Here is a 23175-nt window from a genome sequence, read left to right as displayed (position 1 = left end):
CCCGCCATGTCCCTGATCGAAAACATCATCCGCCCTGACGTCCGCGCGCTTGCCGCCTATCATGTGCCGGACGCGACCGGCTTCGTCAAGCTCGATGCGATGGAAAATCCGTACACCTTGCCCGAGCCGCTGCGCGTTGAGCTCGGCCGCCGGCTGGCTGATGTCGCGATGAACCGCTATCCGGTGCCATCCTACTCCGCATTGAAGGAAAAGATCCGGGCGCAGCTGGGCGTTCCGGCCGGTTACGATGTCGTGCTCGGCAATGGCTCCGATGAATTGATCACGTTGCTCTCGGTTGCCTGCGCCAAACCCGGCGCCAAGGTGCTGGCGCCGACGCCCGGTTTTGTGATGTATGCGATGTCGGCCAAATTCGCCGGACTGGAATTCGTCGGCGTGCCGCTCAAGGCCGATCTGTCGCTGGACCGGGACGCGATGCTTGCCGCAATTGCACAGCACAAGCCAGCGATCACTTACCTTGCGTATCCGAATAATCCGACCGGCAACCTGTTCGATGAAGATGACATGGTGGCAATCCTGCGCGCAGTAGGTGACACCGGCCTGGTTGTCGTGGATGAAGCCTATCAGCCGTTTGCGCAGGCAACGTTTATGTCGCGCCTGCCGGAATTTGCCAACCTGGTCGTCATGCGCACGGTATCCAAGCTTGGATTGGCCGGTATTCGCCTGGGCTACATGTCGGCAAGCGAGGACTTGCTCACCGAATTCGACAAGGTCAGGCCGCCCTATAATATCAATGTGCTGACCCAGGCCGCGGCAGAATTCCTGCTTGAGCATGTCGATGTGCTAGACGCTCAGGCAACGTCGCTGCGCGAAGAGAGAACCCGCTTGGCGGCGGCGTTGGCCGCGCTGTCGGGCGTCGAAGTTTTCCCGTCGGCAGCCAATTTCCTGCTGATTCGGGTAAAAACCGAAAAAATTAATAGCAATGAGGTATTTACTGCCCTGTTAGACCGTAAGGTTTTGGTCAAAAATGTCGGTAAAATGCATCCATTGCTGGAAAACTGCTTGCGGATCACCGTCAGCACCCCGGAAGAAAACCGGATACTGCTGGATGCCGTGATGGCATCCCTCGCTTCATAATCTTTAGTACCCATTTAACATGTCCACGCCCCGCGTTGCTGAGGTCACTCGCAATACCAACGAGACGCAAATCCGCGTCGTGATCAACATCGATGGCACCGGCCAGCAAAAGCTGAATACCGGCGTTCCTTTTCTCGACCATATGCTCGACCAGATCGCGCGCCATGGATTGATCGACCTCGATATCGAAGCCAAGGGCGACTTGCACATCGATGCGCACCATACCGTCGAAGATGTCGGCATCACCCTCGGGCAGGCCTTTGCAAAGGCAGTCGGCGACAAGAAGGGCATCCGTCGCTACGGTCATGCCTATGTGCCGCTGGACGAAGCGCTGTCGCGTGTCGTGATCGACTTTTCCGGGCGTCCGGGTATCGAATTCAATGTGCCCTTTACGCGCGCGATGATCGGCGGCTTCGATGTCGACCTCACGCACGAGTTTTTCCAGGGCTTTGTCAACCATGCACTGATCACGCTGCATATCGATAACCTGCGCGGCCAGAATGCGCATCATCAATGCGAAACCGTGTTCAAGGCATTTGGCCGCGCACTGCGGATGGCCATCGAACTGGACCCGCGTGCAGCGGGAACGATTCCCTCGACCAAGGGCAGCCTGTAACAACGCAACGCGTTGACTGACATTTCAACCATGAACAAGATAGTTGTAGTGGATTACGGCATGGGCAATCTGCGCTCGGTAGCGCAGGCGCTGCGTCATGTCGCTCCGGAAGCCGATGTCCGCATTTCCGGTGAACTCGCCGATATCAAGTCCGCCGACCGCCTCGTGCTGCCGGGACAGGGCGCAATGCCCGACTGCATGCGCTGCCTGCGCGAATCCGGTTTGCAGGAAGCCGTCATCGAATCCTCGCGCAGCAAGCCGCTGCTCGGCGTGTGCGTCGGTGAACAGTTGCTGTTCGATATCAGCGAAGAAGGCAATACGCCAGGCATTGGCCTGATTCCCGGCAAGGTGGTACGGTTCAGGCTGGACGGGCAATTGCAGGAAGATGGTTCGCGCTTCAAGGTGCCGCAGATGGGCTGGAACCGGGTAAGGCAAGCGCTGTCCCATCCGCTGTGGAATGGCATTGCCGATAACAGTTACTTCTATTTTGTGCACAGTTATTACGCATTGCCGGAAAATCCTGCGCATACTGCCGGTGAAACCGTATATGGTGCACCGTTTGCATGTGCGGTAGCCAAGGACAATATTTTCGCGACGCAATTTCACCCGGAAAAAAGTGCCGCAGCCGGTTTGCAACTGTATAAAAATTTCGTGCACTGGAATCCCTGACTCCAGTGAGAAGTCGTCGTTTGCATTGCGGGAAATTTCATTAACCTCACTCCACCTCGAATGTAGCCATGCTGCTCATACCTGCTATCGACCTCAAGGACGGTCATTGCGTGCGCCTGAAACAGGGCGATATGGAACAAGCCACCGTGTTTTCCCAGGATCCCGCCCAGATGGCGCGGCATTGGCTGGAACAAGGCGCGCGACGTCTGCATCTGGTCGACCTGAACGGTGCGTTTGCCGGCAAGCCAAAGAATGAAGCCGCGGTCAAATCCATCATCCAGGTCGTGCGCGAGTTCGCGATCGACAACGACACCGATGAAATTCCTATCCAGCTCGGCGGCGGGATTCGCGACCTCGATACCATCGAGCGTTACCTGGATGACGGTCTGTCCTACATCATCATCGGCACGGCGGCGGTCAAGAATCCCGGTTTTCTGCATGATGCCTGCAGCGCCTTTCCCGGCCAGATCATCGTCGGCCTCGACGCCAAGGATGGCAAGGTTGCGACCGATGGTTGGAGCAAACTGTCGGGCCACGAAGTGATCGACCTGGCAAAGAAGTTTGAAGACTACGGCTGCGAAGCGATCGTCTACACCGATATCGGCCGCGACGGCATGATGGGCGGCGTCAATATCGAAGCGACCGTGAAGCTGGCGCAAAGCATGACCATTCCCGTGATCGCTTCCGGCGGTGTGCATAACGTCAAGGACGTCGAAGCACTGTGCGTGGTACAGGACGAAGGCATCGAAGGCGTGATCTGCGGCCGTTCGATTTATGAAGGTACGCTCGATCTGCGTTCCGCGCAGGAGCGCGCTGATGAACTGAGCGGCCTGGAAGAAGAAGCGGAAGAAGAGTAAGCATGTCCCTCGCAAAACGCATCATCCCCTGTCTTGACGTGACCGCTGGCCGCGTCGTCAAGGGCGTCAATTTCCTTGAGCTGCGCGATGCCGGAGATCCGGTCGAAATCGCGCGCCGTTATGACGAGCAGGGTGCAGATGAACTGACCTTCCTCGACATCACTGCCACCTCCGATGGCCGCGACCTGATCCTGCATATCATCGAAGCCGTCGCTTCGCAGGTCTTCATTCCGCTGACAGTCGGCGGCGGCGTGCGCACCGTCGACGATGTGCGGCGTTTGCTCAACGCCGGCGCGGACAAGATCAGCATCAACAGCACCGCGATCGCGAATCCGCAGATGGTGGCGGACGCCGCCCACAAATTCGGGTCGCAATGCATCGTGGTCGCCATCGATGCCAAGCGCAATGCCGAAGGCCGCTGGGAGGTGTTTTCGCATGGCGGACGCAAGGCGACCGGCCTTGACGTGGTCCAGTGGGCGAAAAAGATGGAAGGCCTGGGCGTCGGCGAAGTCTTGCTGACCAGCATGGATCGCGACGGCACCAAGAGCGGTTTCGACCTTGATCTGACGCGCGCGGTCTCCGATGCGGTCTCGATCCCGGTGATTGCCTCCGGTGGCGTCGGCGGCTTGCAAGATCTGGCCGACGGCATCAAGCTGGGCAAGGCCGATGCGGTACTGGCTGCCAGCATTTTCCACTATGGCCAGCATACCGTGCAGGAAGCCAAGCAATTCATGTCCGGTCAAGGCATTCCGATGAGGATCGCATGAGCGCCGGCGCAAAATGGCTGAACAAGGTAAAGTGGGACGAGCATGGTCTCGTGCCTGTGATCGCGCAGGAAGTCGGCAGCAATGATGTACTGATGTTTGCCTGGATGAACCGCGATGCGCTGGCCAAGACAGTCGAACTTGGCGAAGCCGTGTACTGGAGCCGCTCCCGCAAAAAGCTGTGGCACAAGGGCGAGGAATCGGGGCATATCCAGAAGGTGCATGAAATCCGTCTCGACTGTGATGAAGATGTGGTCTTGCTCAAGGTTGAACAGCTAGGCCGTATTGCCTGCCATACCGGCCGTCATTCCTGCTTTTTCCAGCAGTTTGAAGGCGATATGAAAAGCGGTGACTGGCAAGCCGTCGACCCGGTGCTGAAAGACCCTGAAAGTATTTACAAATAACCCAACCCATTTGCGCGGCGACGCCAGCGAGCGTGCCGTGACATGATCTTAGAAAGCAGGCGCTGGCCGATCAGGCAGGCGCCGCCCCAGCCGATGAGTGAAACCCTGAAACGCCTTGCCGCCGTGATCGAATCGCGCAAGCTTGCCAATGGCGGCGATCCCGACAAATCCTATGTCGCGCGTCTGTTCGCCAAAGGCGACGATGCGATTCTCAAAAAGATAGGCGAAGAGGCCACGGAAACCGTGATGGCGGCAAAAGACGCGCGCGTCAGCGGCGACAAATCCAAGGTGCTGTATGAATGCGCCGACCTCTGGTTTCACTCGATGGTGATGCTTGCTCAGTTCGACCTGACGCCGCAAGATGTGCTCGATGAACTGGCCCGGCGCGAAGGCCTTTCGGGCATCGAAGAAAAAGCCAGTCGCCAATAGCCCTATCTTTATCAACGCCGTATTTCTTCAGGACATTCCATGACAGACTGCATCTTCTGCAAGATTGCCGCGAAACAGATTCCGACGAAAGCTGTCTACGAGGACGACGATGTCATTGCGTTTAATGACACCAATCCTGCTGCGCCCGTGCATTTTTTAATTGTCCCGAAACAACATATTGCTACACTGGCGGACTGCAACGAAAGCCATGGCGCTTTGTTGAGTAAAATGATGTTGCTGGCGCCGAAGCTGGCGCAGGAACAGGGCTGTGGTTATGCAGAGGCGGAAGGAGTGGGCAGCGGAGGATTCAAGACGCTGTTCAATACCGGACCGGATGGCGGGCAAGAGGTGTACCATCTTCATCTGCATGTGATCGGCGGACCCCGTCCCTGGCGCGGCCTGCGATAACCGGAATCTTGCCGGCAATAGTTGATTCAGGGACGCATGCGTCCACTTAGGAGAAAGTAATGGGTTCATTTAGCATCTGGCACTGGCTGATCGTGCTGGTGGTTGTCATGTTGATCTTTGGCACCAAGAAGCTTGGCAATGTCGGCTCCGATCTCGGCAAGGCAGTCAAGGGCTTCAAGGACGGCGTCAAGGGTGACGAAGACAAGACAGCAACCGCTGCCGACAAATCGACGATCGACGTCGATGCCAAGGAAAAGAAAAGCTGATAGCGGTCCAGGCAAGGAAACAACGTGCAGCGCGTTTAGCCCTGCACGCGTCCCTCCTGTACCCGTCCAATCATGATTGATCTCGGTCTCACCAAAATTGCACTGATCAGTGTCGTGGCGCTGGTCGTTATCGGCCCCGAGCGCCTGCCCAAGGTTGCGCGCATGGCCGGAACGCTATTCGGCCGCGCGCAGCGTTACATCAACGACGTGAAGTCGGAAGTCAGCCGCGAGATCGAACTCGAAGAGCTGCGCAAGATGCAAAAGGACATGCAGGAGGCGGCGAGCAGCGTCGAGCAGACCATTGCGCAGAATGTCGCGGAATTGCAAACCGAAGTGCAGGAAGCCCTGTCCAATCCTTTGCAAGATCCGCCAACACCTGACCAGATCAATGTAAAGGCCAAAGACTTCCGCAGGAAGAAACTGGCGCGCACATCGGCAATCCCGTCCTGGTACAAGAAGCAGAACGGCCATCGTACCCGCGTGATTTCCGGCGCGGCAAGGGTGGCCAAATTTCGCCCAGCCGCTGGCAAGAGCGCCGGTTCATTTCATTCCTGAAGCAGGCGTCAATGCACATCATTTTTTCCGGCGCAAGCTCATGTGTTGACACCATGGCCGGACAACCGCAAGCCGCCTTTCGGCTAAAAACGACTGCAACAATCGGTATCGGCAACACTTCCGTATGAGCGACGACCAAAATTCCAACGCTGCCGGCGATACCTTCATTTCGCATTTGGTAGAACTGCGCAATCGCGTGATGAAGGCATCGATTGCCATCATCATCGTTTTCCTTTGCCTGATGCCTTGGGCTGGCACCATCTACGATTGGCTAGCCATGCCGATGATGCTGGCGCTGCCGGAGGGCAGCAAAATGATTGCGACCGGTGTCATCAGTCCTTTCCTGATTCCGGTCAAGGTCACCTTGCTGGTGGCTTTCCTGATTGCGCTTCCTGTCGTGCTGTATCAGGCTTGGGCCTTCATTGCTCCCGGCTTGTACACCCATGAAAAGAAGCTGATCGCACCGCTCGTGATTTCGTCGTCGGTCCTGTTCATCGTCGGTGTCGCATTCTGTTATTTCTTCGTATTCGGCGTAATCTTCAAGTTCATCAACGAATTTGCGCCTGCATCGATTTCGGTAGCGCCGGATATCGAAAGCTATTTCGGTTTCGTGATGACGATGTTCATTGCCTTTGGTCTGACCTTCGAGGTGCCTATTGTCGTGATCGTGCTGGTGCGGATGGGCTTGGTGACGGTAGAAAAGTTAAAAGAAATCAGACCCTACGTGATTGTCGGTGCTTTCGTGATTGCTGCCGTCGTGACGCCGCCCGACGTCATGAGTCAACTCTTGCTGGCGATTCCGCTTTGCTTGTTGTATGAAGTCGGGCTGATTATTGCACCCATGTTTGCGCGGGCGACCCAAGCGCCGGAAGAAGCGGTATAGGTGCGCCGGGTGAATGCCGTGAACTGGATTGTCTCGGCGTAAGCTTTATTTCGCTTCCCTCAACCAGGCTACCAACGGATAGGCATCCTTGAAGCCAGCGGCCAATTCCTTGCCCAGATCGGCTGGAATCTTTTTCTTCAGGCTGGTCTCTTTCCAGACGATAAAGCTCTTGTGCTTCACGTATTCGATGTGCGGCGCATCGGCGTCGAAGCCTTTTGGCGGGCGCACCAGCTTGCCTTCATCCTGCAGATCGTCATAGCTTTCCTTCAGGCGCTTATTGCGCAATACCTTGGTAAAGCCAGCAGCGTCGTCGACGACATGTTGCCGGATCATGCGCAAGCGCTCGGCTGGCGGCATGTATTCGCCGCCGGCTACCAATAGCGTGCCCTGTGCATCGATATGAAAGTAGTAAGCGGGACCTCCGCCCTGGCTCGGTTTTTTCAGGCCGCTTGCAGTGATTGCAGCGGAAAACGTTGTCTTGTAGGGGCTCTTGTCTTTCGAGAAGCGCATGTCGCGATTAATCCGGAACAATGCCTTCTTGGGGTTGCAGCCGGCCACTGCCGGATCGAATTTGACAATCTGCGGGATCAGCCCAGTGACCAGTTCCAGAAACTCGGCACGCAAAATGTCATAGCGCGGTTTGTTCATCACAAACCAGGCGCGGTTGTTGTTCTCGGCCAGTTCGCCCAGGTATTGAATGAGATCGCGTGTATGCATGAGCTGCAAGACTCCCGAATGGATTATTTATTCCTGTTCTTCGCGCCGCGGCTTCGGACGTTTGCCGACGACCACATCGATGGTGGATTCCTGCGTTTTGCGCAATACCGTCATTTTCGCCTTGTTGCCCGGCGTAAGCTGTGCGATCAGATTGAGCATGTCGGTAGTGTCAGTGATCGGCTTGCCTTCGATCGCCACGAGAATGTCACCCGGGCGGATACCTGCCTTGTCGGCTGGACCGCCTTTCAAGACGCCCGCGATGATCGCACCTGACTTGCGCGTGAGGTTGAAACTTTCGGCCAGTTCCGGCGTAATGTCTTGCGGTTCGACGCCGATCCAGCCGCGCACTTTTTGTCCGGTGGCAATGATCGATTCCATCACATCCTTGACGGTGGTCACTGGAATCGCAAAACCGATTCCGAGCGAGCCGCCGCTGCGCGAATAAATCGCAGTATTGATACCCAGCAGATTGCCGTTCGCATCGATCAGCGCACCTCCCGAGTTGCCGGGATTGATCGCCGCATCGGTCTGGATAAAGTTTTCAAACGTGTTGATGCCGAGGTGGTTTCGCCCAAGTGCGGAAATGATGCCCATGGTGACGGTCTGACCGACGCCGAAAGGGTTCCCAATGGCCAGCACCACATCGCCGACCTTGGCCAGATCGGCATTGCCCAGCGTAATCGCCGGCAGGTTTTGCAAATCGATTTTCACGACCGCCAGGTCGGTTTCAGGATCCGTTCCGACGATCTTGGCCACGGCCTTGCGTCCATCGGCGAGCGCGACCTCAATCTCGTCGGCCGTTTCGATCACATGATTATTGGTGAGGACATAGCCTTCCGGGCTGATCACGACACCCGAGCCGAGACTGAACTGGCGATCGTCCGGCTGGTCGCCAAAGAAGCGGCGAAACAGCGGGTCTTCCGTGAACGGGGTCTTTGGCTGCCCCGTGCCTTTGGTGGTAAAGATATTGACGACGGCCGGCATCGCGAGCCTGGCCGCATCGCGGTAAGAACCTTGTATGGCAGGCGTATTGGACGGCGCTTCCAGAATCGGCACCGAGGTCGCTGCAATTCTTGCGTTGCGACTTGCGCCGAGCAGCGTGCCTGCCCACTCGGGCTTCAGGCTCGCTACAATGAACCAGATAGCCAAACCGACAGTGACGGTTTGCGCAAACAATAACCAGAGGCGTCGCATAGGAAGGTGAGAATGAAGCGTGGATCAGTAAACAGGGACGAGCTCGCAAAATATCTGGAGCAAACGCTCGATATTAACCGGTTTCGCGACTATTGCCCAAACGGGTTACAGGTTGAAGGATGTCAGGAAATACACCGGCTGGTATCGGGCGTCACCGCCAGCCTTGCCCTGCTTGAAGCCGCCGCCGCTCGCAATGCAGATGCGATCATCGTGCATCACGGCTACTTCTGGCGCGGCGAGGATGCACGGGTCATTGGCCCCAAGCACAAGCGCCTGAAGCTGCTGTTAACCCAAGATATCAATCTGTTCGGGTATCACTTGCCGCTCGATATGCACCGCGAGCTCGGCAACAACATACAACTGGCAATGCGTCTTGGACTGACCGCAGATGGCCGGTTTGGAGACGATGATATCGGCTGGCTTGGCCATGCGCAGGAGTCACATCTGAAAACCGTCGGCGACCTCGCGCGCGAAGTGGAGGCAAGACTCGGACGCACGCCTCTGTTGATCGGGGATCCGAATCAAAGCCTGGGGCGTATTGCATGGTGCACCGGGGCAGCACACGGCATGCTGGACAATGCCATCACTGCCGGGGCGAGTGTGTATCTAAGTGGCGAAGTTTCCGAGCCCACCGTGCATCTGGCGCGCGAAAGCGGAGTTGCCTATCTGGCATGCGGTCACCACGCGACCGAGCGGTATGGAATTCAGGCGCTGGGCACCCATCTCGCCGATCACTTCGGCATTGAACACAGCTTCATTGATATCGATAATCCCGTTTGAATCGGATAAACCGATAGTCGGTCATTTCCCCTGGTTAAGTTAAGGGTATGATTACGGCAGGTGAGGAAAGAATTATGGTCGAAGAAACATCGCGCGACGCGATCGGCGTATTGATCGTCGAAGACGACGCGGTAACGCGAAAAGCATTGTGCCTGGCAATCGAATCGGAGCCGCAGCTGAAATTGCTTGCAGCCTTCGACAGTGTCAAACCGGCACTGTCCTGGCTCGAGACCAGTGCGCCGGATGTGCTGATGACGGATCTCGGATTGCCCGACGGCTCAGGGCTGGAAATCATTCACGCATGTGCAAACCGGCATCCGGGTGCCGATATCATGGTGGTCACGATGTCCAGCGACGAAGCCAATGTACTTGCTTGCATCGAGGCTGGCGCATCGGGATACGTCCTCAAGACGGCGGGCAAGACAGATATCGCGCGGGCCGTACTCGACCTGCGTTCAGGTGGTGCGCCAATGAGTCCGGCGATTGCGCGCATGGTGCTGGCCAAGGTACGCGATGTGAAGAAACCGGCGATCGCCGCGGAGCAGGAGGCCTCGGCCAGCCTGACCAAGCGCGAATCGGCGATTCTTGATCTGATTGCACAGGGCGACAGCTACGGCGAAGTTGCCAAGCTTTTATCGGTGTCGGTCGGCACCGTGCAGACGCATATCAAAAACATCTACGGCAAGCTCGCCGTGCATTCGCGCGGCGAGGCCGTCTTTGAAGCCCACCGTCGCGGCCTGTTGCAGTTGGGTCAGCCGCGCTTGCGGAAATAAGCGCGGCAATAAGCAGCCTATCTTTTCAGCGAATCGCGGATTTCGCGCAGAAGAACGATATCTTCGGGTGTCACTGCAGGTGCCGGTGCGACCTCCGACTCCTTGCGCCTGGCCTTGTTCACAAGGCGGACCATCTGGAAAATGATGAAGGCAAGGAGGATGAAGTTGAGCAGGATCGTGATGAAACTGCCATAGGCCAGCACCGGCCCGACCTTTTTCGCTTCCGCCAGCGTCATGGTCATGCCTTGCCCGTCGAGCGGCAAATAATAATTGGAGAAATCGAGTCCGCCGAAGATACGCCCCACCACCGGCATGATCACATCCTGCACCAATGAATCGACGATCTTGCCGAACGCGCTGCCGATGATGACGCCGATAGCCAGATCGATCACATTCCCCTTGATTGCAAACGCTTTGAATTCCTGCATCATTCCCATGATGGTCCTTTGAAGTTGTTATAAAAAACATAATGCGAGTTTGCCTCGCTACGGGTTTTCAACATTCTTCCAGAAAACTCCGGAATGCCGAAGCAGCAGTTTTGATACTGCAGGATCGCGAGAAAAAAGTTCCTCGAAATGGCGCAATGCAAAAGCTATTCCCTTTAAATCGGATTCGGCGTCCGTTATAATCTAAGGTTGCTAGAAGTTTCGTACAGATTTTGCATTTACAAAGATTGGGGTTGGTATGAGTAACGAAAAGCAGGTCGACTCTGGTCGACGTGGCTTGCTTGTCGCGACATGTGCGGCGGGCGGTGTGGCTGGGCTGGCCACGGCGGGGGCCTTTGTGTCCACCTTCCAGCCTTCCGAGCGGGCTAAGGCCGCCGGCGCTCCGGTAGAAGTGGATATTGCCGACCTAGCACTTGGTGAACTGAAGACGGTCGAATGGCGCGGCAAGCCGGTGTGGATCCTGAAGCGTTCGCCGGAAATGGTTGCATCGCTGAAGAAGACCGATGGCCAGGTTGCCGATCCCAAGTCGGAACGCAATCCCGAAGAATTAACCCCCGAATACGCCCGCAATGAATACCGTTCGCGCAAACCGGAAATTCTGGTTGCGGTCGGTATCTGTTCGCATCTCGGCTGCTCGCCGACGACAAAGCTGCAAGCAGGTCCGCAGCCTTCGCTGCCCGACGACTGGCAAGGCGGCTTCCTTTGCCCTTGCCATGGCTCTACATTCGACCTCGCGGGCCGCGTCTACAAGAACGTTCCCGCGCCGGACAACCTGCAAGTGCCGCCGCACATGTTTGTCGGCGATACCAAACTCGTGATCGGTAAAGACGAGAAAGGCGAAGCATAATCATGGCGACACAACAAAAACCGACCGGCACGCCGGTTCTGGCGTCCGGCAAGGCGTTGGCATGGATCGATGAACGCTTCCCGCTGTCGTCGACCTGGAAAGCCCATATCTCCGAATACTATGCGCCGAAGAACTTCAACTTCTGGTACGCATTCGGTTCGCTCGCCCTGCTGGTCCTGGTCATCCAGATCGTCACCGGTATTTTCCTCGTCATGCACTACAAGCCGGATGCCAACCTTGCGTTCGCTTCCGTCGAGTACATCATGCGCGATGTGCCTTGGGGCTGGCTGGTGCGTTACATGCACTCGACGGGCGCTTCGGCCTTCTTCGTCGTGGTCTATCTGCACATGACGAAAGCCCTGCTGTACGGTTCTTATCGCAAGCCGCGCGAGTTGCTGTGGCTGTTCGGCGTCGGCATATTCCTGTGCCTGATGGCCGAGGCTTTCTTCGGCTACCTGCTTCCATGGGGCCAGATGTCCTATTGGGGCGCGCAGGTGATCGTCAACCTGTTTGGCGCGATTCCTTTCATCGGTCCTGATCTGTCGCTCTGGATCCGCGGTGACTACGTGGTGTCCGATGCAACGCTGAACCGCTTCTTCTCGTTCCACGTGATCGCAATTCCGCTGGTGCTGATCGGCCTCGTGGTCGGCCATATCGTGGCATTGCACGAAGTCGGTTCCAACAATCCGGACGGCGTCGAGATCAAGAAGAACAAGGATGCGAACGGCGTGCCGCTGGACGGCATTCCTTTCCACCCGTATTACACCGTGCATGACATCCTCGCTTCCGCCATCTTCCTGATCGTCTTCACGGCAGTGGTGTTCTTCGCACCGGAAATGGGCGGTTACTTCCTTGAGTACAACAACTTCATTCCGGCTGATCCGCTGAAGACACCGCCGCACATTGCGCCGGTCTGGTATTTCACACCTTTCTATTCAATCCTGCGTGCGACGACTTCGCAATTCATGTACGCATTGATCGCCGGTGTGATTGCCTATGTCGCGCTGGTGCTGCTGAAGACGCGTCTTTCCGGCGCCATCAAGACTGCGATTGCAGTCATCGGCGCGGTCATCGTGATTGCAATGTTCGTATTCGACGCAAAGTTCTGGGGCGTCGTGCTGATGGGCGCATCGGTGGTGATCCTCGCGGGTCTGCCATGGTTCGATCATTCACCGGCGAAATCGATTCGTTACCGTCCAACATGGCACGGCTATGTCTACCTGGTATTCGGCATTGCTTTCCTTGCGCTCGGCTATCTCGGTGTGCAGGCTCCGACACCGGTGGGCACCCTGGTTGCGCAGATCTGCACGTTCATCTACTTCGGCTTCTTCTTGCTGATGCCATGGTGGAGCACAATGGGCCGCTTTAGCCCGGTGCCTGATCGTATTACGTTCCAGCCCCACTAAGCCGCAAAAAGGGAAATAAGAACCATGAAATTGTTGAAAAAACTGATTGCGGTCTTGGCTCTGGCGCCCGCATTGACGCTGGCCAGCGAGGCGACCTTTCCTCTGGACCAGGCGCCGGACAGGACACGCGACTTGTCGTCGCTGCAGAATGGCGCAAAGCTGTTCGTCAATTACTGCCTGAATTGCCATTCGGCATCGGCTATGCGTTACAACCGTCTGAAGGACATCGGCCTGACAGAAGAGCAGATCCAGAACAATCTGCTGTTTACTTCTGAAAAAGTTGGCGACCTGATGACGGTCTCGCTGTCGCCCAAGGACGCGAAGACCTGGTTCGGTGCAGTGCCGCCGGATCTGTCGGTGATTGCCAGGGCGAAGGCTTCTGGTGAAGGTTCCGGTGCTGATTGGCTGTACACCTATTTGCGCACCTTCTACAAGGACGATACCCGTCCGACCGGCTGGAACAACCTGGTATTCCCCAACGTCGGCATGCCGCACGCCATGTGGGAACTTCAGGGTGTGCGTAACGTCAAGTTCGTCGACGAGAAAGATCCGCACGATGCAAGCAAGGTCGTGCCTAAGTTCAGCGGCTTCGAACAAGTCAAGCCGGGCACGATGACGGCGCTCGACTTCGATAATGCAACGGCGGACCTGGTTTCCTACCTGGAGTGGATGGGCGAGCCGGCACAGAACACCCGTAAGCGTCTGGGCGTAATTGTTCTCTTGTTCCTCGGCGTCTTCCTCCTGCTGGCATGGCGCCTCAACGCGTCGTACTGGAAAGAAGTCAAGTAATCTTTCGCCTGCATCCGAAAGGATTGCAGGTTCTTATTCCAGGGTGAGCCGTACGACGTCTCACCCTTTTGTTTCTAAGGAACTACAACATGATGGTTCTCTATTCAGGCACTACCTGCCCGTTTTCCCAACGCTGCCGTCTCGTACTGTTTGAAAAAGGCATGGACTTCGAGATTCGCGATGTCGACCTGTTCAACAAGCCGGAAGATATCTCGGTCATGAATCCTTACGGACAAGTGCCGATTCTGGTTGAACGCGATCTGATTCTGTACGAATCCAACATCATCAACGAATACATTGACGAGCGCTTTCCGCATCCGCAACTGATGCCGGCGGATCCGCTGATGCGTGCCCGTGCAAGGCTGATGCTGTTCAATTTCGAAAAGGAATTGTTTGTTCACGTGCATACGCTCGAAAACGACAAGTCCAAGGGCTCCGAAAAGGTCCACGAAAAAGCGCGCGCGGAAATCCGAGACCGTCTTACAACACTGGCGCCGTTGTTCCTGAAGAACAAGTACATGCTGGGTGATGAATTCTCGATGCTGGACGTCGCTGTTGCGCCCTTGCTCTGGCGTCTGGATCACTACGGTATCGAACTATCGAAGACGGCTGCCCCTCTGATGAAATATGCAGAACGCATTTTCTCTCGTCCGGCCTATATTGAAGCATTGACGCCGTCCGAAAAAGTAATGCGTCGCTAAGTATCTCTGTACATGCCTGCAGCCGAACAGGTTGCTCACGCTTCTGTAGGCTTGCATGCATTGAGTTCAGGAAATCATGTCTGAAATTTCTACAAAGCCCTATTTGTTGCGTGCCATTTACGAATGGTGCACCGACAATGGCTATACTCCTTATCTGGCTGCCGCGGTCGATGCGAACACGCTCGTGCCGCGCGAATTCGTGAAGAATGGCGAGATTGTCTTGAACATCAGCTTTACTGCTACAAGCGGGCTGAAAATGGACAATGATTTCGTTAGTTTCCATGCACGCTTCGGCGGTGTATCGCGAGAGATTTCCATTCCTGTCGATAATGTCGTTGCGATCTATGCACGCGAAAACGGTCAAGGCATGGCATTCGAAGTAACCAATCTGCCAGCACGTGGCGAGGAGGGAGCGGGCGAAGAAGAGGCGGCAAAGTCACCGGCACTTTCTGCGGTTCCCTCGGTCGAAGAAGCAGCACCTCGTCCAGCAGAAGGTACGAATCCCCAGGATGACAACGATCCACCAAAAAAAGGTGGAAGACCTACCCTGACTCGGATCAAATAGCGTATAATTGTTGTCTTCAAGTTTTCGCCGGCTTAGCTCATTTGGTAGAGCAGTTGACTTGTAATCATCAGGTGGCCAGTTCGAATCCGGCAGCCGGCACCAATAAAAACCCGTAATCAGAAATGATTACGGGTTTTTCCTTTTGTGGCATGTGTTTTTGCTGCGGCACGCACACAAGAGTTATCGCCATGCGGCAAGCCATCAGGGGCGCCAGTCGGATGGCGAAGATCAATGTCAGTCGTCTTGCTTCATGCCGTTCCAGCGCGGCGTCAGTGTATGCGGAATGGCAAACAGGTCCAGCACGCGACCGACTGTATGATCGACCATTTCAGTAATGCTTTGCGGGCGATGGTAAAAGCCGGGAAGGGGAGGAAAGATAATCCCGCCCATTTCCGTCACGGCGGTCATGTTGCGCAGGTGAGCTAGATTGAACGGTGTCTCGCGTACCATCAGAATCAGCCGCCGGCGCTCCTTGAGTACCACGTCAGCAGCACGGCTGATCAGATTGTCCGACAGACCGTGCGCTACGGCAGCCAGGGTTTTCATCGAGCAAGGTGCGATGATCATTCCGTCGGATTGAAATGACCCGCTTGCGATTGCCGCTCCCACATCACGAATATGATGCACGACATGGGCAAGCGCTTCGACTTCCTTGCGTCCCATGCCGAGTTCCTGATGCAGATTCAACACACCTGCGTCGGAGACCATCAAGTGCAGTTCGATGCCCGGTATTTCGCGTAGTACCTGAAGCAGGCGTACGCCATAGATGGCGCCGGTAGCGCCGGTGATCGCAATGATGATCCGTCTCACCGGCATTGTGGATTGTGCCGTCTTTGCGGACACGAGCGCCTCAAGCCTTCAGCAGGGTCTGCAGTTCACCGGATTCGTACATCTCTGTCATGATGTCGGAGCCACCGATGAATTCGCCCTTGACATACAGCTGTGGGATAGTGGGCCAGTTGGAGAATTCCTTGATGCCTTGACGCACATCTGCGTCTTCGAGCACGTTGATCGTGACGATGTTGTCGACGCCGCAGGTTTTCAGGATTTGAATGGCGCGTCCGGAAAAGCCGCACTGCGGGAATTGCGCCGTCCCCTTCATGAACAGCACGACAGGGTTTTGTGTCACGGTCTCTTTGATCCAGGATTGTATGTCGCTCATGGTGTAACCTCGAAAGTGGAAAGATGTTCACCATTATATGAAAAACACTGGCTCAGGGTGACGGCAAAGCGATCTGCCGGGCATGGAAAGCCGACGCCGAGAAAACCCGGGCAGGTTTCCTGCACCTAGAGCAGATTTCGTGTCGGTGTATGGGAGACGCGGGTTGATTTGGGGGGGCAGGGCAAGGCGCGAGGAGTGCCGTGTGGCGAGCCACACAAACGACGAACAACGCGGCCATGCGCGGCAAAGCGGCCCGCAGCGCCCGTGCACTGATACGAAATCTGCTCTAACGTTCAGCGTCCCGGCACACCGAAAAACGCCGGACGCCGATCCTCACGACTTCAGTTTCGCAAAAGCGGCCGCCATCGCATTGTTTGTTGAGACAGGTTGCGCACGCTGCTGATGCTGCGACAGGCGTTTCGCATCATTGCGGTCGCCGCGCTGCTCGGGGCGGGCACCGGCCGGCTGAGGTGCATCGGACAAGCGCATGGTCAGCGCGATGCGACGACGCTTTTCATCGACTTCAAGGACTTTGACCTTCACCACCTGACCCGCCTTGACCACGGTATGCGGGTCGCGCACGAAGGTATTGGACAATGCCGAAATATGCACCAGGCCATCCTGATGCACGCCGATATCGACGAATGCGCCAAATGCCGCAACGTTCGTCACCACACCTTCGAGAATCATGTCCGGGCGGAGGTCCTTGATATCTTCCACGCCGTCCTTGAAGGTTGCGGTAGTGAATTCCGGACGCGGGTCGCGGCCCGGTTTTTCCAGTTCCTTCAGGATATCGGTAATGGTCGGTACGCCGAATTTTTCATCCGCATACTTGGCCGCGCTGATCGACTTGAGCAGCTTGCTGTCGCCGATCACGCCTTTCACATCCTTTTTGATATCGGCAAGAATTTTTTCCACGACCGGGTAGGATTCGGGATGCACCGCCGATGCATCGAGCGGATTGTCGCCGTTCATGATGCGCAGAAAACCCGCGGCTTGCTCAAAGGTCTTTTCCCCCAGCCGCGGCACTGAACGCAGCGCGGCGCGGGAGGTGAACATGCCCTTCATGTCGCGGTAAGTCACGATGCTCTGAGCGACGCTCGCATTCAAGCCCGACACCCGTGCCAGCAAGGGCGCCGAAGCAGTGTTGACATCGACACCAACCGCATTCACGCAATCCTCGACAACCGCATCCAGTGAGCGTGCAAGCTGGGTTTGACCGACGTCGTGCTGATACTGTCCGACACCAATGGATTTCGGATCGATTTTCACCAATTCAGCGAGCGGATCCTGCAGGCGCCGGGCAATCGATACGGCGCCGCGCAGGGATACATCCAGTTCCGGCAGTTCGCGCGAGGCAAACTCGGATGCGGAATAAACCGACGCGCCTGCTTCCGACACAACGATCTTCGTCAGCTTGAGTTCCGGATGTTGCTTGATCAAATCCTGGGCCAGCTTGTCGGTCTCGCGCGAGGCGGTGCCGTTGCCGATCGAGATCAGCGCAACATTGTGTTTTTGCGCAAGCAGCGCCAAGGTATGCAAGGAGCCGTCCCAATCATTGCGCGGCTGATGCGGATAAATGGTGGTCGTATCGACCACCTTGCCGGTCGCATCCACCACGGCGACTTTCACGCCGGTACGCAGCCCCGGGTCCAGGCCCATGGTTGCGCGCGGACCGGCCGGTGCCGCCAGCAGCAGGTCCTTCAGATTGCGGGCAAACACATTGATCGCTTCGATTTCGGCGCGCTCGCGCAAGCCGGTCATCAGCTCTGTTTCAAGGTGCATGAATACCTTGACGCGCCAGGTCCAGCGCACGGTGTCGGCCAGCCACTTGTCGGCGGGACGGCCCTGATTGCTGATGCCGAAACGCACCGCAATGCGGCCTTCGCACGGGTTGTGCGGCGCATCCCATTTCGGCTTCTCTTCTTCCGTGTCCAGCCGCAGCGACACATTCAGGATTTCTTCACGCCGGCCGCGAAACAGCGCCAGCGCGCGGTGCGATGGAATCGTACTGATCGTTTCCGAATAGTCGAAGTAATCTGCAAACTTGGCGCCTGCATCTTCCTTGCCCTCGACCACTTTCGACTCGACGATGCCATGGTCGGTCAGATATTCGCGCAAGGCCTGCAACAGCGTCGCATCCTCGGCAAAGCGTTCCATCAGAATCTGGCGCGCGCCATCAAGTGCCGCCTTGGTATCGGCCACGCCGGGATTGTCGCCATTGTCGGTCGTGAAGGCTGGTTTCAGGAACTTGGCCGCTTCTTCTTCCGGGTTCAGCGTTGGGTTGGCGAGCAAGGCATCTGCCAGTTCGGTCAGGCCGGCTTCCGCCGCGATCTGTGCCTTGGTGCGACGCTTCGGTTTGTATGGCAGGTAAAGGTCTTCGAGCCGGGTCTTGTCTTCCGCATGCGTGATGGCATCGAGCAATTCCGGCGTCATCTTTCCCTGTTCCTGGATCGACGCAATGATTGCCGCGCGCCGGTCTTCCAGTTCGCGCAGATAGCGCAGACGCTCTTCCAGCAGGCGTAACTGGATGTCGTCCAGCCCACCGGTCGCCTCCTTGCGATAGCGCGCAATGAAGGGGACGGTCGCACCCTCATCCAGCAATGCAATGGCGGCGGCGACTTGAGCCGGTTTGGCGACGAGTTCAACCGCGAGACGTTGTTCAATCGAAGGCAGCATGAGAATTCAACAGGAAGAAAATCAAGCGGATGATGATACGCAAATTATGCGAATGCGCCAGTCTTGACAGGCCGAAAAAAGACGGCGGCGTAATCGCTTGCCGGTATGGCATGGCAATCGGGCATTTACTTTGCAATGGAGAGCATGCCGCCGCTGACCCGCTCGATACCTGCCAGATCTTTCCAGCTTTGGACCTGTTGAAAGCTCGCGGCCAGCAGATTGCGTACTGCGTCGGCCTGGTCGTAGCCATGTTCCATCAGCAGCCAGCCGCCGTCCGCCAAATAGGGCGGGGCGCCAGCGACAATGCTTCTGAGCGCCGACAAGCCATCCGCATGATCGGTCAGCGCATCGACCGGTTCAAAACGCAGATCGCCCTGCGACAGGTGCGGGTCATTCGCGACGATATATGGCGGATTGGATACGATCAGATCGAATTTGCACTCGGCTAACGCGGCGTACCAGTCGCTTTGCTTCAATAACACCCGCGCGTTGTGTCGCAAGCTGTTGCGACGTGCGATGTCCAGGGCGGACGAACTGGCATCGATCGCGATGACCTGCGCGTCCGGCCGCGCATGCGCGATGGCGATCGCGATGGCGCCCGATCCCGTACCCATATCCAGAACACGCCCATGCTGTGGCAGCCGTTCGAGTGCCAGCTCAACAAGCAATTCCGTTTCGGGACGAGGAATCAGCACTTCCGGCGTGGTGTACAGGGCAAGGCCAAAAAATTCACGCTCGCCGACAATATAGGCGATCGGTTCGCCGTCGATGCGACGTCTGAACAAAGCCGTCAACCGCGCGGCCTGTTCGCTATCAAGAGAGAGCTCGGATTGCGTGATGAGCTGCACGCGTGAGAAGCCTAGGCCATGGGCAATCAGAATGCGCGCATCGACCGCGTTGACAGGCGGATTGCGCAGGATTGTGCTGATCGTACAACCGGCCGGTATGGCATACGTCTGTGGTTGGACGTCCGGTGTATGTTGCATGATCGTGTTTGCGTGAAAAGGCAAACCTAGCGGCTTCGACGCAAGGCCGCACGGGCGAGCAACAGCGCAAAGATGCCAAACCAGATCAGCGACCATTGCGGTATCGAGAGGCCGATGATCGGCGCGTATTCGGTGGCGCACAGGCCGTCGGCCTTGAACAGAAAAGGCATCAGCTCGGCGGTAAAAATCTTGTTGAGCGAAGTCTCAAGCGGATCGATGCCGCAGGAAACGTTAGGATGCGCTTTCACCCACAGATGCCATCCCGCGATACCGCCGCCGACCAGCGCGGCCAGCGCAGCAAGCCCCGCTCCCACGCGCGCAGCCGCCGCGGGCAGTGCGGCAAAAACAAGGCATAGCAAGCCGACAGCGACGAATGCATAGCGCTGCAGTACGCATAAGGGGCAGGGCAGCATTTCTTTTACATGCTGCAGATACAGTGCAAAACCGACCAGCGCAAAACAGAGAATGCCGACAGCCAGCAAAAGGGACTTTGAAGTTTTCATTGTTGCTTTTGTATGAGTGGTTAATGCCATGTGACTAACACCTCGCCATATGGTTCCAAAGTGCAACTGTTTCCAATCGGTTATTTGGGGATGGCTATTATTATGCGTCGTCGCCCAAAGCCGCCAGCAACTCCGCCTGATGCTCGGCCATCAATGCCCCCGTCAAATCTTCCAGATCGCCATCCATGATGAAATCCAGCTTGTACAGCGTCAGGTTGATGCGATGGTCGGTCATCCGGCCCTGGGGATAGTTGTACGTGCGAATGCGCTCGCTGCGGTCCCCGGAACCGATCAGCGATTTGCGCGTCGCCGCTTCCTTGGCTTGCTGCTCTCGCAGCTGCACATCCTTGATGCGCGCGGCCAATACCTTCAATGCCGATGCCTTGTTCTTGTGCTGGCTGCGATCGTCCTGGCATTCCACCACGATCCCGGTCGGGAAATGCGTGATGCGGATTGCCGAGTCGGTCTTGTTGATGTGCTGGCCGCCGGCGCCGGAGGCACGGAAAGTATCGATCCGGATATCGGCCGGATTGATATCGACGTCGCTCACTTCGTCGGCTTCCGGCATGACCGCGATCGTGCAGGCGGAGGTATGAATGCGGCCCTGGGTTTCGGTGGCCGGCACCCGCTGCACGCGATGGCCGCCGGACTCGAACTTCAGCCGCGAATACGCGCCGTAGCCAACCACGCGCACGATGACTTCCTTGTAACCGCCGATTTCCGAAGGCGACTCTGACACCATTTCCACCTGCCAGCGATTGCGTTCAGCGTAGCGTGTGTACATGCGCAGCAAGTCGCCGGCGAACAGGGCCGCTTCATCGCCGCCGGTGCCCGCCCGGATTTCGAGGTAAATGTTGCGCTCGTCATTCGCATCCTTCGGCAGCAACATCTTTTGCAAATCGATTTCGAACTGCTCGATGCGTGCCTTGCCGGAAGTAATCTCTTCCTGTGCGAGGTCGCGCATGTCCGGGTCGGCCATCATTTCCTGCGCGGTCTGGATATCGGCGCCGGCTTGAACATAGTCGTTGTACAGCATGACCAGCGGTCCCAGCTCCGCATGCTCGCGCGTCAGCTTGCGGTACTGTTCCATGTCGGCAGTAACGCCTTCCTGCATCAGCAGGTTATTGACCTCTTCCAGCCGCTCGGTGAGCTGGTCGAGTTTGGTAAGCATTGAAGGTTTCATAGAATTCAGTGAGCAATCGGACAATGACGCGGCCGCATGCCGCGGCGCTACGGAGGCTGGAATCTGCGCGATTCCGGCAAAGTCGGAGCGTCGCTAGCGCTTGGTGCGGAACAGTTGCGGCAGCAGCGCGGCCAGCCGTGCGCGTTCATCGCCTTGAGCGTTGTGCAAAGCCTGTTGCGGACCATGCAGGAATTTTGCGGTCAATCCCTTGGACAAGGCTTCAAGCACCGCATCGATGTCTTCGCCTTTGGCGAGCAGTTTTTTTGCGCGTTCGAGTTCGGCCAGGCGCAAGGCTTCACTGGTGTCGTGCAATTCACGGATCAGTGGTACGACCGCGCGGCTGTCGATCCAGTGCATGAAGGCTTGGACCCGGTTTTCAATGATGGCCTCCGCCTGGGCAACAGCGGCCTGGCGATTTTCCATGCCGGTCTGTACGGCCGAGCCGAGATCATCGACGGTGTAGAGAAAGACGTCGTCGAGGCGTCCGATTTCTGATTCGATATCGCGCGGCACGGCTAGATCCACCATGAACATCGGCTTGTGCCGGCGCGCCTTGATCGCGCGCTCGACCATGCCGAGGCCGATGATAGGCAGCGACGATGCGGTACTGGATACCACGATGTCAAACTGCGCAAGCTGGTCTGCCAGATCGCCGAGGCGGATTGCACGGCCGTTGAATCGATGGGCGAGCACTTCGCCACGTTCCAGCGTCCGGTTTGCAATCGTCAGCGATTTTGGATTCTGCGCTGCGAAATGCGTCGCGCACAATTCAATCATTTCTCCGGCGCCGATGAACAGCACATTCTGCTCCGACACCTTGTCGAAAATGCGTTGCGACAAGCGTACTGCTGCTGCCGCCATCGACACGCTGTGCGCGCCGATTTCGGTGGTCGTGCGCACTTCCTTTGCCACGGCAAAGGTGCGCTGGAACATCTGGTGCAGATAAGTGCCCAATCCACCCGCTGCATCGGCCAGGCGGACCGCATCCTTCATCTGGCCGAGGATCTGCGCTTCGCCGAGGACCATGGAATCAAGGCCCGATGCGACGCGAAATGCGTGCCGTACCGCGTTGTCTTGCGGCAGCGTGTACAGAAACGGCCGCAGTTCTGCGTAAGGCAGCTTGTGGTATTCGGCAAGGAAACGCGCGGTCGCATCAATGGCGGCATCGACGCCGCCGGGGATATCGCTGGCGGCGTACAGCTCGGTGCGATTACAGGTGGAAAGAATGGCCGCTTCGTCAGTGGCGCCAATGGCAGTACCGCGCCCGAACCACGACCGTGCAGCCGCTACCGCCTGACCAATCTGGTCAGCCGGAAAAGCTACCTTTTCGCGCAGGGATACCGGCGCAGTAGTGTGGTTAAGACCAACGGCGAGAAGCTGCATTGCAGTGTTGACTTCGAGGGAATTCCGAGTTCGTATTATAGCCTGTTGCATCGGCGCATACCGTGTTACCAAAAAGGTATCAAAGCGGTCGGCCGGCGGATCTTTGCCGGATCAC

29 protein-coding genes and 1 tRNA gene are annotated in these 23175 nt (G+C 57.0%); 19 read left to right on the top strand and 11 right to left on the bottom strand.

Annotated elements, in window-relative coordinates:
• Positions 1-6 precede the first annotated feature (6 nt).
• The 11 genes from hisC to tatC all read left to right on the top strand — a co-directional run bounded on the left by hisC (position 7) and on the right by tatC (position 6946).
• Positions 7-1095, top strand: a complete 1089-nt coding sequence (hisC, locus tag D3871_RS14920; protein ID WP_119769604.1) for a histidinol-phosphate transaminase — start codon at positions 7-9, stop codon at positions 1093-1095.
• 19 nt (positions 1096-1114) lie between these two features.
• Positions 1115-1711, top strand: coding sequence for an imidazoleglycerol-phosphate dehydratase HisB (gene hisB / locus D3871_RS14915; protein ID WP_119769602.1), 597 nt, complete (start codon positions 1115-1117; stop codon positions 1709-1711).
• Positions 1712-1741: 30 nt separating this feature from the next.
• Complete coding sequence (gene hisH / locus D3871_RS14910) at positions 1742-2380, top strand: imidazole glycerol phosphate synthase subunit HisH (protein ID WP_119769601.1); 639 nt, start codon at positions 1742-1744, stop codon at positions 2378-2380.
• A gap of 68 nt (positions 2381-2448) precedes the next feature.
• Positions 2449-3237, top strand: coding sequence for a 1-(5-phosphoribosyl)-5-[(5-phosphoribosylamino)methylideneamino]imidazole-4-carboxamide isomerase (gene hisA, locus D3871_RS14905; RefSeq protein WP_119769600.1), 789 nt, complete (start codon positions 2449-2451; stop codon positions 3235-3237).
• Between the two features lie 2 nt (positions 3238-3239).
• Positions 3240-4004 carry an imidazole glycerol phosphate synthase subunit HisF gene (gene hisF, locus D3871_RS14900; RefSeq protein WP_119769599.1) on the top strand — a complete coding sequence of 255 codons (765 nt, stop codon included), beginning with the start codon at positions 3240-3242 and terminating at the stop codon, positions 4002-4004.
• Positions 4001-4405 (top strand): phosphoribosyl-AMP cyclohydrolase, encoded by a 405-nt coding sequence (hisI, locus tag D3871_RS14895; RefSeq protein ID WP_119769598.1) that lies wholly within the window; start codon positions 4001-4003, stop codon positions 4403-4405. Before hisF ends, hisI begins: the two co-directional genes overlap by 4 nt.
• A 93-nt stretch (positions 4406-4498) precedes the next feature.
• Positions 4499-4834 (top strand): phosphoribosyl-ATP diphosphatase, encoded by a 336-nt coding sequence (locus D3871_RS14890; protein WP_119770092.1) that lies wholly within the window; start codon positions 4499-4501, stop codon positions 4832-4834.
• A 39-nt stretch (positions 4835-4873) separates the two neighbouring features.
• Positions 4874-5242 (top strand): histidine triad nucleotide-binding protein, encoded by a 369-nt coding sequence (locus D3871_RS14885; RefSeq protein WP_119769597.1) that lies wholly within the window; start codon positions 4874-4876, stop codon positions 5240-5242.
• Between the two features lie 59 nt (positions 5243-5301).
• On the top strand, positions 5302-5508 hold the full coding sequence (gene tatA, locus D3871_RS14880; RefSeq protein ID WP_119769596.1) for a Sec-independent protein translocase subunit TatA: 207 nt from the start codon (positions 5302-5304) through the stop codon (positions 5506-5508).
• A 72-nt stretch (positions 5509-5580) separates the two neighbouring features.
• The gene (gene tatB, locus D3871_RS14875) at positions 5581-6063 is read left to right on the top strand and encodes a Sec-independent protein translocase protein TatB (protein WP_119769595.1); all 483 of its coding nucleotides are present in this window, start codon (positions 5581-5583) and stop codon (positions 6061-6063) included.
• Positions 6064-6187: 124 nt separating this feature from the next.
• On the top strand, positions 6188-6946 hold the full coding sequence (gene tatC / locus D3871_RS14870) for a twin-arginine translocase subunit TatC (RefSeq protein WP_119769594.1): 759 nt from the start codon (positions 6188-6190) through the stop codon (positions 6944-6946).
• Between the two features lie 45 nt (positions 6947-6991).
• On the opposite strand, the gene D3871_RS14865 is transcribed toward tatC, so the two are convergent.
• A complete protein-coding gene (locus tag D3871_RS14865) occupies positions 6992-7663 on the bottom strand; it encodes a DUF2461 domain-containing protein (RefSeq protein ID WP_119769593.1) in 672 nt (223 codons plus the stop codon).
• A 27-nt stretch (positions 7664-7690) separates the two neighbouring features.
• Positions 7691-8857, bottom strand: coding sequence for a S1C family serine protease (locus D3871_RS14860; RefSeq protein WP_119769592.1), 1167 nt, complete (start codon positions 8855-8857; stop codon positions 7691-7693).
• A gap of 12 nt (positions 8858-8869) precedes the next feature.
• Here D3871_RS14860 and D3871_RS14855 point away from each other — a divergent pair, with 12 nt between their 5' ends.
• Positions 8870-9637: a Nif3-like dinuclear metal center hexameric protein gene (locus tag D3871_RS14855; RefSeq protein ID WP_119769591.1), complete on the top strand. Its 768-nt coding sequence runs from the start codon at positions 8870-8872 to the stop codon at positions 9635-9637.
• A 74-nt stretch (positions 9638-9711) separates the two neighbouring features.
• Entirely contained in the window at positions 9712-10410 is a 699-nt protein-coding gene (locus tag D3871_RS14850) for a response regulator (protein ID WP_233575618.1), read from the top strand.
• 17 nt (positions 10411-10427) lie between these two features.
• Here D3871_RS14850 and mscL read toward each other — a convergent pair whose 3' ends face one another.
• Positions 10428-10847 carry a large conductance mechanosensitive channel protein MscL gene (gene mscL / locus D3871_RS14845; RefSeq protein WP_119769589.1) on the bottom strand — a complete coding sequence of 140 codons (420 nt, stop codon included), beginning with the start codon at positions 10845-10847 and terminating at the stop codon, positions 10428-10430.
• Positions 10848-11094: 247 nt separating this feature from the next.
• Here mscL and petA point away from each other — a divergent pair, with 247 nt between their 5' ends.
• The 6 genes from petA to D3871_RS14815 all read left to right on the top strand — a co-directional run bounded on the left by petA (position 11095) and on the right by D3871_RS14815 (position 15266).
• Positions 11095-11703 carry a ubiquinol-cytochrome c reductase iron-sulfur subunit gene (petA, locus tag D3871_RS14840; protein ID WP_119769588.1) on the top strand — a complete coding sequence of 203 codons (609 nt, stop codon included), beginning with the start codon at positions 11095-11097 and terminating at the stop codon, positions 11701-11703.
• 2 nt (positions 11704-11705) lie between these two features.
• The gene (locus D3871_RS14835; protein WP_119769587.1) at positions 11706-13109 is read left to right on the top strand and encodes a cytochrome b; all 1404 of its coding nucleotides are present in this window, start codon (positions 11706-11708) and stop codon (positions 13107-13109) included.
• Positions 13110-13133: 24 nt separating this feature from the next.
• Positions 13134-13898: a cytochrome c1 gene (locus tag D3871_RS14830; RefSeq protein WP_119769586.1), complete on the top strand. Its 765-nt coding sequence runs from the start codon at positions 13134-13136 to the stop codon at positions 13896-13898.
• A gap of 89 nt (positions 13899-13987) precedes the next feature.
• Positions 13988-14599 (top strand): glutathione S-transferase N-terminal domain-containing protein, encoded by a 612-nt coding sequence (locus D3871_RS14825; RefSeq protein WP_119769585.1) that lies wholly within the window; start codon positions 13988-13990, stop codon positions 14597-14599.
• Between the two features lie 76 nt (positions 14600-14675).
• Positions 14676-15164, top strand: coding sequence for a ClpXP protease specificity-enhancing factor (locus D3871_RS14820; protein ID WP_119769584.1), 489 nt, complete (start codon positions 14676-14678; stop codon positions 15162-15164).
• A gap of 26 nt (positions 15165-15190) precedes the next feature.
• Positions 15191-15266: transfer RNA gene (locus D3871_RS14815), tRNA-Thr, on the top strand.
• Here the strand turns inward: D3871_RS14815 and D3871_RS30240 are convergent.
• From D3871_RS30240 to hemA, 8 genes are all read right to left on the bottom strand, one after another.
• Positions 15232-15396 carry a hypothetical protein gene (locus D3871_RS30240; RefSeq protein ID WP_158597942.1) on the bottom strand — a complete coding sequence of 55 codons (165 nt, stop codon included), beginning with the start codon at positions 15394-15396 and terminating at the stop codon, positions 15232-15234. The two genes, D3871_RS14815 and D3871_RS30240, sit on opposite strands and share 35 nt — an antisense overlap.
• Positions 15397-15398: 2 nt before the next feature.
• Positions 15399-15980 carry a UbiX family flavin prenyltransferase gene (locus tag D3871_RS14810; RefSeq protein ID WP_119769583.1) on the bottom strand — a complete coding sequence of 194 codons (582 nt, stop codon included), beginning with the start codon at positions 15978-15980 and terminating at the stop codon, positions 15399-15401.
• 34 nt (positions 15981-16014) lie between these two features.
• Complete coding sequence (gene grxD / locus D3871_RS14805; RefSeq protein WP_119769582.1) at positions 16015-16326, bottom strand: Grx4 family monothiol glutaredoxin; 312 nt, start codon at positions 16324-16326, stop codon at positions 16015-16017.
• Positions 16327-16659: 333 nt separating this feature from the next.
• A complete protein-coding gene (locus D3871_RS14800; protein WP_119769581.1) occupies positions 16660-19005 on the bottom strand; it encodes a Tex family protein in 2346 nt (781 codons plus the stop codon).
• 125 nt (positions 19006-19130) lie between these two features.
• On the bottom strand, positions 19131-19991 hold the full coding sequence (gene prmC / locus D3871_RS14795) for a peptide chain release factor N(5)-glutamine methyltransferase (protein WP_119769580.1): 861 nt from the start codon (positions 19989-19991) through the stop codon (positions 19131-19133).
• A gap of 26 nt (positions 19992-20017) precedes the next feature.
• Positions 20018-20494 (bottom strand): disulfide bond formation protein B, encoded by a 477-nt coding sequence (locus tag D3871_RS14790; protein ID WP_119769579.1) that lies wholly within the window; start codon positions 20492-20494, stop codon positions 20018-20020.
• Positions 20495-20594: 100 nt separating this feature from the next.
• On the bottom strand, positions 20595-21677 hold the full coding sequence (prfA, locus tag D3871_RS14785) for a peptide chain release factor 1 (protein ID WP_119769578.1): 1083 nt from the start codon (positions 21675-21677) through the stop codon (positions 20595-20597).
• Between the two features lie 93 nt (positions 21678-21770).
• Positions 21771-23060, bottom strand: a complete 1290-nt coding sequence (gene hemA / locus D3871_RS14780; RefSeq protein WP_119769577.1) for a glutamyl-tRNA reductase — start codon at positions 23058-23060, stop codon at positions 21771-21773.
• Positions 23061-23175 lie beyond the last annotated feature (115 nt).

This window comes from Noviherbaspirillum saxi (genome assembly GCF_003591035.1).
GTDB classification, from domain to species: domain Bacteria; phylum Pseudomonadota; class Gammaproteobacteria; order Burkholderiales; family Burkholderiaceae_D; genus Noviherbaspirillum; species Noviherbaspirillum saxi.
Note: the sequence above shows the minus strand (reverse complement) of the source record. Positions and strands in the feature narration are given on the sequence as shown.